This is a genomic window from Vibrio sp. 1557, from assembly GCF_033340175.1.
In the GTDB taxonomy this organism is placed as follows: Bacteria; Pseudomonadota; Gammaproteobacteria; order Enterobacterales; family Vibrionaceae; genus Vibrio; species Vibrio alginolyticus.
In genome coordinates, this window is the sequence record NZ_JAWOVZ010000016.1 from 24,804 (window position 1) to 38,719 (window position 13,916).

12 protein-coding genes are annotated in these 13,916 nt (G+C 43.9%); 11 read left to right on the plus strand and 1 reads right to left on the minus strand.

All coding sequences use genetic code 11. The features are described 5' to 3' along the window. Positions 1 to 372 precede the first annotated feature (372 nt). The 4 genes from R7070_RS17255 (at position 373) to R7070_RS17270 (ending at position 4,129) form a co-directional block, all read left to right on the plus strand. Positions 373 to 1,056: a spondin domain-containing protein gene (locus R7070_RS17255; protein ID WP_005384002.1), complete on the plus strand. Its 684-nt coding sequence runs from the start codon at positions 373 to 375 to the stop codon at positions 1,054 to 1,056. A 9-nt stretch (positions 1,057 to 1,065) separates the two neighbouring features. After that, positions 1,066 to 1,761, plus strand: a complete 696-nt coding sequence (locus R7070_RS17260; protein WP_215810084.1) for a spondin domain-containing protein — start codon at positions 1,066 to 1,068, stop codon at positions 1,759 to 1,761. 146 nt (positions 1,762 to 1,907) lie between these two features. Continuing rightward, on the plus strand, positions 1,908 to 2,639 hold the full coding sequence (locus R7070_RS17265; protein ID WP_256900245.1) for a response regulator transcription factor: 732 nt from the start codon (positions 1,908 to 1,910) through the stop codon (positions 2,637 to 2,639). A gap of 116 nt (positions 2,640 to 2,755) precedes the next feature. Then, positions 2,756 to 4,129 (plus strand): sensor histidine kinase, encoded by a 1,374-nt coding sequence (locus R7070_RS17270; protein WP_033906708.1) that lies wholly within the window; start codon positions 2,756 to 2,758, stop codon positions 4,127 to 4,129. Between the two features lie 27 nt (positions 4,130 to 4,156). Here the strand turns inward: R7070_RS17270 and R7070_RS17275 are convergent, their stop codons facing one another. Next, complete coding sequence (locus R7070_RS17275) at positions 4,157 to 4,672, minus strand: superoxide dismutase family protein (RefSeq protein WP_017635497.1); 516 nt, start codon at positions 4,670 to 4,672, stop codon at positions 4,157 to 4,159. A 541-nt stretch (positions 4,673 to 5,213) separates the two neighbouring features. Here R7070_RS17275 and R7070_RS17280 point away from each other — a divergent pair. The 7 genes from R7070_RS17280 to R7070_RS17310 all read left to right on the plus strand — a co-directional run bounded on the left by R7070_RS17280 (position 5,214) and on the right by R7070_RS17310 (position 13,899). Next, positions 5,214 to 6,623, plus strand: coding sequence for an aminotransferase class V-fold PLP-dependent enzyme (locus R7070_RS17280; RefSeq protein ID WP_005375092.1), 1,410 nt, complete (start codon positions 5,214 to 5,216; stop codon positions 6,621 to 6,623). Positions 6,624 to 6,685: 62 nt separating this feature from the next. After that, on the plus strand, positions 6,686 to 7,618 hold the full coding sequence (locus R7070_RS17285) for a transporter substrate-binding domain-containing protein (RefSeq protein ID WP_042521667.1): 933 nt from the start codon (positions 6,686 to 6,688) through the stop codon (positions 7,616 to 7,618). After that, positions 7,615 to 9,945 carry a putative bifunctional diguanylate cyclase/phosphodiesterase gene (locus tag R7070_RS17290; RefSeq protein ID WP_053303866.1) on the plus strand — a complete coding sequence of 777 codons (2,331 nt, stop codon included), beginning with the start codon at positions 7,615 to 7,617 and terminating at the stop codon, positions 9,943 to 9,945. Before R7070_RS17285 ends, R7070_RS17290 begins: the two co-directional genes overlap by 4 nt. A 212-nt stretch (positions 9,946 to 10,157) precedes the next feature. Next, positions 10,158 to 11,351: a glycine C-acetyltransferase gene (locus tag R7070_RS17295; RefSeq protein WP_256900246.1), complete on the plus strand. Its 1,194-nt coding sequence runs from the start codon at positions 10,158 to 10,160 to the stop codon at positions 11,349 to 11,351. A gap of 44 nt (positions 11,352 to 11,395) precedes the next feature. After that, the gene (gene tdh / locus R7070_RS17300; RefSeq protein ID WP_005383983.1) at positions 11,396 to 12,427 is read left to right on the plus strand and encodes an L-threonine 3-dehydrogenase; all 1,032 of its coding nucleotides are present in this window, start codon (positions 11,396 to 11,398) and stop codon (positions 12,425 to 12,427) included. A 389-nt stretch (positions 12,428 to 12,816) separates the two neighbouring features. Continuing rightward, the gene (locus R7070_RS17305; protein WP_021035866.1) at positions 12,817 to 13,362 is read left to right on the plus strand and encodes a spore coat U domain-containing protein; all 546 of its coding nucleotides are present in this window, start codon (positions 12,817 to 12,819) and stop codon (positions 13,360 to 13,362) included. 39 nt (positions 13,363 to 13,401) lie between these two features. Next, positions 13,402 to 13,899: a spore coat U domain-containing protein gene (locus R7070_RS17310; RefSeq protein WP_017635493.1), complete on the plus strand. Its 498-nt coding sequence runs from the start codon at positions 13,402 to 13,404 to the stop codon at positions 13,897 to 13,899. The last annotated feature ends 17 nt before the right edge of the window (positions 13,900 to 13,916 follow it).

Here is a 13,916-nt window from a genome sequence, read left to right on the forward strand (position 1 = left end):
AAATTGCTTCAGTGGCACGCTCCCGAAAGGCGAGTTGCCTTGGTTCGCATGCTTCGTTAACAATTTTCGATTTAGAACCACTAGATTTTCAAATTGTTGCCTCGCCTTCAAACCAAGTCATCCTCGCTGAACCAAGCATCTCGAGGTTACTTGAGTATAAATAAAAAAGTGCTGCTGACAGAATTCGAACAGAACTTGTGAGAATTTTATGAGAATTCGATGAAGTTGCTGATAGATTTGCTCGTCATTCTTAGAGGCAAGAACGCAAAACGTTCGAAACGTAATGCTTAACCTACTCAAGTCACGAACAAAGAAGTAAAGCCGTACACATGGGCTTGGGTAGTTCAACCCTCATTAAAGGATGGAATCACAATGAAAAAACGTACCCAACTCGGACTCGTCATGACTTCAGTCGCTATGGCACTAGGCTCTGCATCAGTGAATGCGGCGGAATTGGAAATCACCGTGACAAACGCAACCAAAGGTATCTACTTTACGCCACTTATTGTTGCCGCACATGGCTCTGATCTTCAAATGTTCAGAACGGGTCAAGCAGCAACGCCAGAACTAGAAGCAATGGCAGAAGGCGGTGATATCTCTGGGCTTGCTAGTGTGATTGGTAATGCTGGTGGTGCGGTGGTTGAGAACCCTGCTGGTGGTATTTTGAATCCGGGTGTTGCAACCACCTTCACCTTGGACAGTGGCGACCACGGATATCTTTCTCTGAGCGCGATGTTGCTGCCAACCAATGACGGTTTTGTCGGTCTAGATAGCTGGAAGATTCCAACGGAAGCGGGTACATACCGAGCAACGCTAAGAAGTTACGATGCCGGTACAGAAGCGAACGATGAACTTGCGTCTAGCATGCCAAACCCACCTTTCATTACCTTTGGTACTGGCGGCACAGGCGTTGAAGCAACGGTAACTAACGACAAAGTTCACGTGCATCCGGGTAACCTTGGTGATAGCGACCCAACCGGCGGCATCAGTGACCTAGACAGCAGCAGCCATCGTTGGTTAAACCCAGTCGCAACCATCACAATCGTTGTGAAGTAAGGGGGATGTATGAAATACAGAATCTTACTAGTAGCAGCTTCAGTCGGCTTGCTCGCCGGTTGTCCAAGCGATGATGATAATGACGTAGTGAAATCGTACCGCTACACCGTCAACGTGGCGAACTTGACTGCGAATCAACCTATGTCTCCGCTTGCGGTACTCACTCACAATGGTGACTACCAACTGTTTGAAATTGGACAAGCGGCATCTGTTGAACTTGAGCATCTTGCCGAGGGCGGTAGTAACGCCGAACTGATTGAGTTGATGAACAGCAATGACAGTGTTTACGAAGGTATTTCGGGTAATGGATTGGTGTTGCCGGGGGCATCGGACGAAGTCACCATCACGGTTGACCCTAGTCGTTACGGTTACTTGTCTGTGGCGTCTATGTTTGTGAATACCAACGATGCCTTTGTTGGCGAAACGGGGCTATCGCTCAAATCGCTCGCAGTGGGTGAAAGCTATGAAATGAGCATGAACGTTTGGGATTCCGGTACAGAGCTAAACGATGAGCTTGCCGCAACCATTCCTGGCCCAGCAGGTGGCGGTGAGGGCTTCAATGCCGCTCGTAATGACAGTAATGACGTTGTTGCATTCCATGCAGGGGTAGTTAGCCAAGATGATGGATTAGCAAACTCAGCACTTTCTGCGAACCATCGTTTCTTGAACCCAGGTGCGAAAGTCACCATCACTCGAGTCGAGTAACACAGGCTCCGATGACGTCTCCTTTCCAAAGCGCTTGTAGCCGAGCGCTTTATCCCTCATGGCGTCATCGGAACCTTTTTTGAAAGAATTTCTAATTTGTTCCGGTCATGTGCAAAGTGAGGATACTCGAAGGCAAGGAAAGGACCATGGAACAACAGGCAATCAATTTAGTCGCGAACATCTTGTTGGTGGAAGATGACGATGATTTGGCAGAACTGGTTCAGATGCATCTCAAGTTTCAAGGACACCAAGTATCGCGAGCCACAAATGTCGCCGATGCTAAAGCGCAATATCAGCAACAACCCTTTGATTTATTGATCCTTGACCGAGGTTTGCCAGATGGTGATGGTCTAGACATCTGCCATTATTTGCGTCAGCAACAAGATTGGAGCCCAGTGCTCATGCTGACAGCCAGAGACGGTGAAATGGACAAGGTTGACGGTTTAGAAGCGGGCGTTGATGACTACATCACTAAGCCATTTAGCGTATTAGAATTCCAAGCACGAGTGCGAAACGTGCTGCGCAGAGTCAGCCAAACCGCAGAAGCCAAATTAGCAAATGAAGTTCTCGACGACGCGATGGATTTTGGTCCGCTGAGAATCATTCCGGAGTTGCACCAAGTATCCCTAAACGATAAAGATGTCACGCTCACCGCGACAGAGTTTACTTTGCTGCAGTTTCTCGCGACTCGTCCGGGCAGAGTCTACAGTAAAGATGAATTGCTCGATCACGTTTGGAACACCAATCATTCTGGTTATCACCACACGGTGTGTAGCACCATAAACCGTTTACGCAGCAAGTTGTCTTTGTCTGATTCTGATCATCACTTCATTCAAACTGTTTGGGGTGTTGGGTATAAGTTTCAACCAAGACACTAATGCAAGAAAGTAAGTCAAAACATCAAGCCAAGACAGTAAGTCGGCAGTTGTTTTCACCGTCACTTTTCAATCATCACGGGTGTTTCTAAAACATCGCTGTTTAAGGAGGCGATAGGATGAGCTTCAAATCTCGCTTAGTGGTATTTACTAGCTTGTGGTTCTGCCTCGCGGCGGTGGTGATTGCACTGACTTACAATTGGCAAAAAGAAACCATTGAGTTACGCACCAAGCAAAGCCTGCATAAAGAGCTAGCCAGCCACATGCGTGATGATAATCCGCTGATGATCGGAACGGATTACAACCCTAAAGCACTTAAGTCGATCTTTCACACGCTCATGCTGATTGGCCCTGATTTTGAAATCTACTTCCTCGATAGCCAAGGCAATATCACCACTCATGCAGCACCGGAAGAGGCGGAGATCATGGGGAAGGTGGATCTCAATCCCATTAAGCAATTCTTAAATGACCAGCCTTTTCCTATTTTGGGTGAAGACCCACGTAATCGTGGTGAGCACAAAGTCTTTTCTGTCGCGGCGATAGAGGAATTAGGTTCTACGGTCGGTTATCTCTACGTGGTGATTGGCAGTACCCGACATGATGCCATTGCCAATGCTCAAGTCGATACCCCTTACATCGCGCTGGCAGGACTGGTCTTAGTTTCCATTTTAGGCTTTGCTCTTGGAGCTTATGTGCTGGTGAAACGTAGCCTATTGAACCCGATTGAGCGTGTGACCAAGCAACTTCAACAGCAAGCCGAACATGATTTCCGCCTGCAACCTGATTTTACTCACCAAGTGCCGGAGCTCGTGCCGATTGCGCACTCTTATCAGATGATGGCGAAGCACATTCAGCAGCAGTTTTTACAGTTGGAGTATCAATCGTCTCATCGTCGTCAAAGCTTGTTGCAGCTTAGTCATGATTTAAAAACGCCGTTATCGAGCGTGCTGGGTTATTTGGAAACATGGCGTTTGCAACATCCGGAATCCGATCCTTTGATTGACGTCGCTTTCCGAAATTGTGAGAAGCTCTCAACTCAATTGCATTCTTTGTTAGACGCCGCGCGCAAAGAAGCTCCAATGCCAAACTACGAGTACCGCCCCGTAGATCTTGGCGCGTTGATGGCAGAATGTGCCGAAACGATGCAGAGCCAGTTTTCTCGTAAAGAAGTGGTGTTGAAAGTGGATATCGATAGCGAAATCCAAACCGTGGGTGACAAGGGGCTATTGGAGCGGTTGGTATTGAACCTGCTTGAAAATGCATTGCGCCACAGCCCAATCGGCTCGGAAGTGCATTGCCAAGCACATTTGAGTGAGGATAAGTCGCGTATCCACTTTACCTTCGTCAATCACATCGAGGAAGAAGCGGAGGGCGGTTCTTTGGGGATCGGGACGAAGATTGTCCAATCGATCTTAATGCTTCACCACAGCTATCTTGAGACCAATGCAACCTCCTCTCAGTATCAACAGAAGTTCACACTTCTCGCAATCTAAAGAGAAGTGTGAGACATAAGTTAATGTTTATTCAATAACACCACATACGACGCGAGCGCCACCACCACCTAGCTTATTTGGGTGATCGGAGTGATTGTCACCACCTGCATGGATCATTAACGCTCGACCTTTTAAATCCGATAATTTTAGGCGAGGTGCGACAACGGGCTGATTGGCATTGCCGTCCATGTCCACATAGAGTGGAGGCAAGTCGCCTAAATGATTGTCATCGGTCCAAGGATAGCCATGCTTCCCTGTGTTGTTAGGATCATAATGGCCACCTGCTGCGCCGCCTAATACGGTTTTGTCATCCTTTTCTATGCTATCGCAAGATGGATTAGTGTGAACATGGAAACCGTGCACACCTGCTGACAAACCTGATAATTGAGGCGTAAAAACAACGCCATAATCACTTTGTGAAATCTCAATGGTACCCGCACTCTCATTGGTGTTGAGAGCAGTCATTTCTACCGTTTTTGCTAGCGCGTTAGGGGCGGCGACAAGAGCGGATGCAACTGAAATGCATAGCAATCCTTTTAACATGGGACCTCCTTCTTTTAGGGTGTACGCTCAAGCACATATTAGTGAAAACCTGTTTTACTTATGTATGTTGAGCGGTGAGTTTATGTCATAGAGTGATGTGTATCACTTTATGGTCTTAAACTGATATCTCGATCCGAAATCAGCTTTCTTTTATTTAGTCTTAACATATTGAGATCGTTAAGATATAAAAAGAATAGACGCCAATCTTAAAATAGCCTGAATATTTTTAAATTAACGCAAAGTTAAATTTTTAATGACTTTATAACAAAGCTCATAATTGTTTTATAAAGAATTTGGTGGAATTGTCCGCAATAAAGAATAGTCAAATTAACGAATATATTAATGTGAACATTGTTGTTTATAGATTTGTGGTCAAACTGTTGCTTATATCATCAAATAAGATAAAAAATTGGAACTAAAGTCACTTAATGGCAGAGGAAAAAATTAAACTCTGATTGTAATGGGTAATAATGTTTTAGTAACAGATAGTTACGCACTTAAAATTAATAATATGGCTAATTTCCGACAAGGATTGAAAAAGATGAAAGACAAGGAATCTATTCAGACTAATAGCAGCCGCCGTAATTTTCTGAAAGGCGCAACAGGAGCTGTTGTTGCTGGTGTGAGTGCTTCCGCTTTCTCAGGCGTAGCTCAAGCACGAGAACAGAAAATTGATTGGAGCAGCCGCGGGCTAGGTAGAAAACACGATAAGCGCTTCTGGCGTAAAGTGCGAAGGCAGTTCGTTTTGGACAAACGAACCACTTACATGAACATTGGTACAACAGGTTCAATGCCAAAACATGTTCTTGAAGATTACGAGCATAACAACAAGCTGGTGGCTAAATATCCTTGGGATATGAAAGGCAAATTTGGCTCTTGGCCGTATGTTTCTGAGATGGTTAAAGACGTCGCACCAGGTTTTGGTGCTAACCCAGAAGAGATCATTCTCAGCCGCAACACTACTGATGGCTTATGCTCGATCATTAATGGCTTACACTTTGAACCAGGTGATGTGATTCTAACGACACACCATGAACATATTGCTGCAACATCACCTATGAACGTAGCGAAACATCGTTTTGGTGTGGATGTGGTAGAAATTCAACTACCAGTATTTACTGGTACTGAAAACGTTTCTGAGCAAGATTACATTCAAGCGTTCCGAGACGCGCTTGATGCGAATCAAAACGTTCGCCTAATTGTTTTCTCTCATATCACATACAAAACAGGAACCGCGCTACCAGCAAAAGCCATTTGTGCTTTAGCAAAAGAGTATGGTGTGCCTACTCTTGTTGATGGCGCGCATACGGTCGGTATGTTTGACCTTGATTTCCACGATATGGATTGTGATTTCTATGCAGGATCTGGTCATAAGTGGCAGTGTGGTCCGGGCGCGACAGGTATTCTGTATGTTCGTGATAATGGTAACCGTTTGAATGAGTATTGGAGTGACCGAGAGAACCCGTTATGGTTGATCAACTCCTCACTTTCTCATGCTGATTACCTGGGTAAACAGCTGCAAATGCAATACATTGGTAACGATAACTATCCTGCGAAACAAGCACTAGTTGATAGTTGCAAAATGTGGGATGAGATTGGTCGAGACCGTATCGAAGAGCGAGTTGTAAGCCTTGGTAGTTTATGTAAAACCTTGCTTCAAGAGTACTTACCACAAGCCAAAATGTATTCACCAAACGTGGAAGGCTTAACCAGTGGCTTAACGACGGTTAATCCGTTCTCCGATGTAACTAATGAAGAGATACTGACGGAATTCCGAGATCGTTTACGTGAAGAGTATGGTTACATCATCCGTACGACTAGCTTTAAGCTGCATAAGGATGATGACTTTGATACTTACGCGCTGCGTATCTCTACGCATTTGTTCCATGACGAACAAGATGTGGAAGGGCTCGTAGTGGCGATGACGAATTTGTATTACTCGTCGTTCTAACATCGTTGTTTATCACTCAAGCGCCCATTATTGGGCGCTTTGTGAAAGGTAAGGATATTATTATGTCAGTCATAACATTCAAAAGAACTTTAGCGACGGTGGCGCTCATGGTTACCTCTGTTGCGTCATCTGCCGCTTGGTCAGACGATTTACAACAAATCCGTGAACGCGGTGTACTGCGTCACATTGGTGTCCCGTACGCTAACTTTGTCTCCTATATTGAACAAGGTGAAGTGGAAACTTTGACTGGCTTGGATGTAGAGATAATAAAAGGTTTTGCCAAGTCGTTAGGTGTTCAGTACCAGTATGTTCCAGCACAGTGGAGCGACGTGGTTGGTAAGTTGACAGGGCAAAATGTGCAATATCACAACAAGCAGGCTGTTGTCGGAGAAAGTGTTCCAATTGAAGGCGACTTGATCGCAAATGGCGTTACTATTCTTGATTGGCGCTCTGAGGTTGTCGATTTTTCACAAGATTATTTTCCTTCAGGTGTATGGTTGGTTTCCAGATCCGACTCTAGTCTGAGCCCGATTAAACCAAGTGGGTCGGTCAATGAAGATGTTAAAAACGTCAAGCAGCTGATCGATGGTCGCGAAGTGTTAGCTTTAGAACATTCTTGCTTGGATCCTAACCTTTATGACTTATATGACACAGGTGCAAAAGTTATATTACCTGATGGGGCGCGTCTCCTTAATGAGATGGTTCCAGCGATAATGAAAAATGATGCGGAAAGCACATTATTAGATGTTGCGGATACGCTAATTGCCCTCGAAAAATGGCCGGGCGAAATAAAAGTCATTGGCCCTATATCTGAAAATCAAAAAATGGCTGTTGCATTCCGTAAAAATTCCCCTGAATTACGCAAAGCATTTGATCGTTATTTAAACTCGATAAAAAAAGACGGTTCATACGAAAAATTAGTAAAAAAATACTATCCATCTATTTACTACTTTTATAACGATTACTTTATAGAAGATAAAAAGAAAGTCCGATGAATAAGGCCGTTAAAAAATTTTCCAGTAAAAGATTTATTACAATAAGCGCAATATTAGTTTCAATTTACCTAGCTATGCTTATTACTGTGACTAGCGTAGGTCAAAATAAATTAAAAGAATCTCAATACAGAGAACTAGATTTAAAAGTTAAAAGTTATGCAAGCACACTCGATAATTTATTTACCATAGCGAGTGAAGATGTTGATAATCTAGCTACAGATAAAACAATACAAACATTCTTTGGTAATTTAGCTTCTGGAATGTCAATGGAGTATGGGTTAGGTGCCAGTTTAATTAATTTAAAGCGTCGCTTCGATGAGAAGATAGACAGTAAGCTAATTAATAGCAGCCAAATCTATAAAAAGCTCACGCTGGTCGGCAGTGATGGAGTCACCATTGTCACCACTGGATCTGAAAACCTTGCCGAGCACAAAATGGACATACAAACCTTAATGACTCAACACGGGCATCCCGAAGAGGTTTGCGCGACGCGATACAATGATGACGTTCGCATTCAAGTCATTAAGCAAGTTAAGTTCTCCGGAAAGCCTGTTGCCTTTTTAATTGCCGATCTTAATAAGAATATTGTTATTGACCAACTTACTAACCAAGAACACGAAGATAGTTATAGCCGAATGGTGCTAAAAATAAAAGACGTGGAAATGGTTGTATGGGATACCATAAATAAAACACCTTCTCACAATAAGGATGAGAATTATTTCGTTTCTGAGGCTGTAGACGGAAAAATTTACTTTGAAGTGCCTGTGGATAAACATCACTTCAAATTGATGGCGTGGTTCGAGCCTTTGAGTGAACGAGATATATTTACATCACGGCTCTTTATTATTGGTTTGAGTATTCTGGCCGTTATGATCGTCATTGCTTTATGTTATGCATTCATCACGAACAATAATAGGATTGAATTGAAAATTAAGCTTGAGGAAGAAAAAAAGCGTAAAGATATTCTTTCTCAACAGAATAAAAAATTAACGAACGAAATTGAACGTCGAAAAGCGTCTGAAAAAGAACTCGCCTTCCAAGCTAAATATGACATATTAACTAATTTGCCTAATCGTAGTTATGGTTCCGAGCGATTGGCTTTGGAGTTAATTAGGGCATCGCGTAGTGGGTCTAAAGTTTTGGTGATGTTCATCGACTTAGACCACTTCAAGCAGATTAACGATTCAATGGGACACTTTGTTGGGGATGAAATCCTTAAACTCAGTGCTCAGCGACTGTATCAAGTCGCGAGAAAAACAGACTTATTGGCGAGAATTGGTGGGGATGAGTTTTTACTCGTCATCCCTGATTTGCCTGATAATGATACTGCAAAGCGAGTTGCTTCAAGTGTGCTTTCGGCGTTTAACGATCCGTTTGTTTGGAACAACCATGAATTCTTCTTGAGTAGCAGCGTCGGAATGTCTGTGTTCCCGGATGACGGAGACAACGCTGAGCAGCTTCTTGCATGTGCAGATATGGCAATGTATCGGGCGAAACAAGATGGGCGTGATGGCTTTTGTTTTTATAACCATAATATGAACCAAGACTTGCAACGCTACTTAGATCTGGAAAATCGTCTGAGAAGTGCGATCTCCAATCAGTTGTTAGAGCTGTATTATCAGCCAATTATTGAGCTGAGTAGTGGTAAACTCGTAGGGGCAGAAGCGCTAATGCGTTGGAATGATGACAAGTACGGATTCGTAAACCCTGAAGAGTTTATCTCTATTGCAGAGAAAAATGGTTTAATTCATCAAATTGGTGAGTTTGCTATTCAACAAGCGTGTCGACAAGCGGCACAATGGCAAAGTCTGACTCCGTTGTTTGTTTCTGTCAACTTTTCTAGTGTTCAATTTAGGTACTGCGAGCGCTTACTTACGTTTATTAAACACAGCCTTGAGGAGTCTGGTCTTCCGTCAGATAAGTTCGATATTGAAGTGACAGAAAGTCTCCTCTTCAATCACGATTCTGAGCTATTAGACATGCTTAATAACTTACGAGCGTTAGGCACCAAACTTACTATTGATGATTTTGGTACTGGTTATTCTGCGCTGAGTTACTTGCAGAAGTTTCCGTTCGACCGCTTAAAGATTGATCGTAGCTTTATGCAAAATATGTTCGAGAACGACTCAGACCGCGAGCTTGTGAACGTAATCATAGCAATGGCGAAAGCGCTGGATCTTAAGATCGTCGCAGAAGGCATCGAAGAACAGCGTCATGTGGATTACCTGAAAAACCTAAACTGTGAGTTCGGACAAGGTTTCCACTATAGCCGACCATTACCTGCTAAGGACTTTGAAGCACTTTTGGCTAAGCCTACCTGGCTATAATTCCTTTTATAACAACCTCATAGAAAAGCATTAATTGAATTTGTGCCTAGGATTCATTAATGCTTTTCCACCTTAAGGTATAATCCTTCCTCCTTCCTTGAATTACACTACAATTAATTGATGAGTGATAGCCCGTGACGCCCGTCACATAAAGGCTAAGCCTAATTCTAAACGAGTAAATACTCGCCAAAATAACTAGGAAGGAATTTCAAATGTCTTCTGCATTCTACCAACAGATTCAGCAGCAAATCGAAGAAGTAAAGGTGGAAGGCCTTTACAAATCAGAGCGTGTCATTACGTCTCAACAGCAAGCGGCTGTTAAAATCTCTACTGGTGAAGAAGTACTAAACTTCTGTGCGAACAACTACCTTGGTCTTGCTAACCACCCGGCACTTATCGAAGCGGGTAAAGCAGGCATGGACGAGCACGGCTTTGGTATGGCTTCAGTACGTTTTATCTGTGGTACGCAAGACATCCACAAAGAGCTTGAGCAGAAGCTTTCTAAGTTCCTAGGTAAAGAAGATACGATTCTTTACACATCATGTTTCGACGCAAACGCGGGCCTATTTGAAACTATTCTAGGCAAAGAAGACGCAATCATCTCTGACGCTTTAAACCACGCGTCAATCATCGATGGTGTTCGTCTATGTAAAGCGATGCGTTTCCGCTACTCAAACAACAACATGGAAGAGTTAGAGCAACAACTGATCGCTGCGAAAGAAGCAGGTGCTCGCCACATTCTTATCGTAACGGACGGTGTGTTCTCAATGGACGGCGTAGTAGCAAACCTTCCGGCTATCTGTGACCTAGCAGAGAAGTACGGCGCGTTGACTATGGTTGATGACTCTCACGCTGTTGGCTTCATGGGTAAAACTGGTGCAGGTACGCACGAGCACCACAACGTGGTTGACCGTATCGACATCATCACTGGTACGCTAGGCAAAGCAATGGGTGGCGCTTCAGGCGGTTACACGTCTGGTAAAGCGGAAGTGATTGACTGGCTACGTCAGCGTTCTCGTCCATACCTATTCTCTAACTCTGTTGCACCAGCAATCGTAAGCGCTTCTATCCGCGTTCTAGATCTGCTAGAAGAGAGCGGTGACCTACGTGATCGTCTATGGGAAAACGCAGCACACTTCCGTACTCGTATGGAGGACGCTGGTTTCACAATGGGTGGTGCTGACCACGCAATCATCCCAATCATGCTTGGCGACGCAAAAGTAGCAGCAGAATTTGCAGAGCGTGCGCTGGAGAAAGGCATCTACGTAATCGGCTTCTCATTCCCTGTAGTACCAAAAGGTCAAGCACGTATCCGTACTCAAATGTCTGCGGCGCACTCTCGCGAGCAACTAGACCGTGCAATCGACGCGTTCATCCAAGTTGGTAAGGACATGGGTCTTATTTAAGATTCTAGGCCTTAGACAATAGGGCCTTTAATTAAGGTTACATTATGAAAATTAAAGCATTATCAAAGCTAAAGCCTGAAGAAGGCATCTGGATGACTGAGGTTGATAAACCTGAAGTTGGCCATAACGACATTCTGATCAAAATTAAGAAAACCGCTATCTGTGGTACAGACGTACACATCTACAACTGGGACGAATGGTCACAAAAGACAATTCCAGTGCCTATGGTTGTTGGTCACGAATACGTGGGTGAAGTGGTTGCGATTGGTCAGGAAGTTCGTGGCTTTGAAATCGGTGACCGCGTATCTGGCGAAGGTCACATCACGTGTGGTCATTGTCGTAACTGTCGTGGCGGCCGTACTCACCTATGCCGTAACACGATTGGTGTGGGCGTTAACCGCGAAGGTGCATTCGCAGAATACCTAGTTATCCCAGCGTTCAACGCGTTCAAGATCCCTGAAGGCATCTCTGACGATCTAGCGTCTATCTTTGACCCGTTTGGTAACGCAGTACACACAGCACTTTCTTTCGACCTAGTAGGTGAAGACGTGCTTATCACAGGTGCTGGCCCAATCGGTATCATGGCAGCAGCGGTTGCTAAACACGTTGGTGCTCGCCACGTAGTGATCACAGACGTGAACGAATACCGTCTAGAACTTGCTCGTAAGATGGGTGTAACACGCGCAGTAAACGTGGCTGAAGAGAAGCTAGAAGACGTAATGGCTGAGCTAGGCATGACAGAAGGCTTCGACGTTGGTCTAGAAATGTCTGGTAACCCAGCAGCATTCAACTCAATGCTAACCACAATGAACCACGGTGGTCGCATTGCACTACTAGGTATTCCACCGTCAGACATGGGTATCGACTGGAACCAAGTTATCTTCAAAGGCTTGGTGATCAAAGGTATCTACGGTCGCGAAATGTTCGAAACTTGGTACAAGATGGCTTCACTGATCCAATCTGGTCTGGATCTATCGCCAATCATCACGCACCACTACAAGATTGATGACTTCCAAGAAGGCTTCGATGTAATGCGCAGCGGTATGTCAGGCAAAGTTATTCTTGATTGGGAATAACTTATTCAAGTAAGAAATGCGCTCCTTTTTGGGGCGCATTTTTGTTTCATGAAGATTTTTGTTTCGGGAAGAAATGGTCGCCAATCTTTTCTAAACTTCTCGTATCGTTCTGCTACTTTTTTTAGATTTTTTCCACTCAACTTCACCCTACCTTCTAACTAATTGTCAATTCTGTATTTGGAATAAGATAATAACCATTTGTTTTTAGTGGTTATTTTTTAGCATTACATGCTTAAAAATCGTCATTTTTAAGTTTAATGTTTTTATTTTCTGTTCGTCTTTATCCTTATCCTGCTTCTTTTTATTGTTTTATATTTTATATGCATTTGGTTTGTCATAATTGAGCTATAACTAATAAAAAGGTTACCGATATACAGTGGAATGTAAAAATGGAGCTTTATATGAAAAGATTTTATCTGATGATGCCTCTGCTCTTAACCTCATTTAGTTGGCAAGCGAATGGAGCGTCAGTGAGCGGTACGATTGATGTTTCAATTAACCTTGTACAAGGTTGTGTGATTAATGGAAATAATGCGGTAGATGCAGCTTCTGGCGTTGGCTTTGGCTCACTTGCCTTTGGAGACGTGCCTGCAATCTTCAGTGAACAAGATGGTGTGGTAAATGGTGGTAGTGCGACGGGTATTGAAGTGCTTTGTAGTAACGGTGTGACACCGACGTTTACATTGGGCACCGGATTGTATGATGCAAGTGCGACCGTTGGTACCTACGCGATGTCAAATGGCGCGCAATTTATTGATTATACGTTGTTTACCGATTCAGACCGAAGCACACAAATTATACAAGGCGGGACGGTAGCTCTGTCTGAATTTACTAGTGCAACATCGCAAACTATTGAGCTTTTTGCGAAAGCTTACGGTACGAGCAGCATTGCCGGCACATACTCCGATACCATCAGTGTGACGCTAAGCTGGTAAAACGTGACGCTGGTTGTTAGGGGCTTTTCACTTGTCGCGATGAGTTTGTGTTCTTTAACTGTGCTGGCTGATGCGACACAAACTTTTCAGGTGTCTGCCACCGTAGATACAGGTTGTTTGATTAACGGCGCAGTACAAGAAGAAAGCGCAACCCAAGCCGGGCAAATAGGCACGTTAGATTTTGGTGAGCATTCTTCAGTTTACGCGACGGAAGTACAAGGCAGCATCACTTACAGTTCATCACTCACATTAAGTTGTACTCCGGGTATTACGATGAATGTTTCCGTAAATGGCGGGATGAATGCATTGGACGGTGTACGTAAGCTAAAGCACAGTGAAGAAGCGACAACGGTAGATTACTTTTTGTTTCAAGATCTAAATTATACGCAGGTGCTTGATATTGACACGCAATACTCCGTCGATACCGACCAAGACCCAGATAATATTCAGTTTCCTATCTGGGCAAAGGCGACAATAAATGGGAATGAAATGGCTGGAATTTATATGGATACGCTTACGCTGACATTAGAGTGGTAAGTGAACTTTGGAGGGGT

Coding starts and splice junctions, on each gene's coding strand:
- R7070_RS17255 (WP_005384002.1), top strand. CDS start 373: ATGAAAAAACGTACCCAACTCGGACTCGTCATGACTTCAGTCGCTATG.
- R7070_RS17260 (WP_215810084.1), top strand. CDS start 1,066: ATGAAATACAGAATCTTACTAGTAGCAGCTTCAGTCGGCTTGCTCGCC.
- R7070_RS17265 (WP_256900245.1), top strand. CDS start 1,908: ATGGAACAACAGGCAATCAATTTAGTCGCGAACATCTTGTTGGTGGAA.
- R7070_RS17270 (WP_033906708.1), top strand. CDS start 2,756: ATGAGCTTCAAATCTCGCTTAGTGGTATTTACTAGCTTGTGGTTCTGC.
- R7070_RS17275 (WP_017635497.1), bottom strand. CDS start 4,672: ATGTTAAAAGGATTGCTATGCATTTCAGTTGCATCCGCTCTTGTCGCC.
- R7070_RS17280 (WP_005375092.1), top strand. CDS start 5,214: ATGAAAGACAAGGAATCTATTCAGACTAATAGCAGCCGCCGTAATTTT.
- R7070_RS17285 (WP_042521667.1), top strand. CDS start 6,686: ATGTCAGTCATAACATTCAAAAGAACTTTAGCGACGGTGGCGCTCATG.
- R7070_RS17290 (WP_053303866.1), top strand. CDS start 7,615: ATGAATAAGGCCGTTAAAAAATTTTCCAGTAAAAGATTTATTACAATA.
- R7070_RS17295 (WP_256900246.1), top strand. CDS start 10,158: ATGTCTTCTGCATTCTACCAACAGATTCAGCAGCAAATCGAAGAAGTA.
- tdh (WP_005383983.1), top strand. CDS start 11,396: ATGAAAATTAAAGCATTATCAAAGCTAAAGCCTGAAGAAGGCATCTGG.
- R7070_RS17305 (WP_021035866.1), top strand. CDS start 12,817: ATGGAGCTTTATATGAAAAGATTTTATCTGATGATGCCTCTGCTCTTA.
- R7070_RS17310 (WP_017635493.1), top strand. CDS start 13,402: ATGAGTTTGTGTTCTTTAACTGTGCTGGCTGATGCGACACAAACTTTT.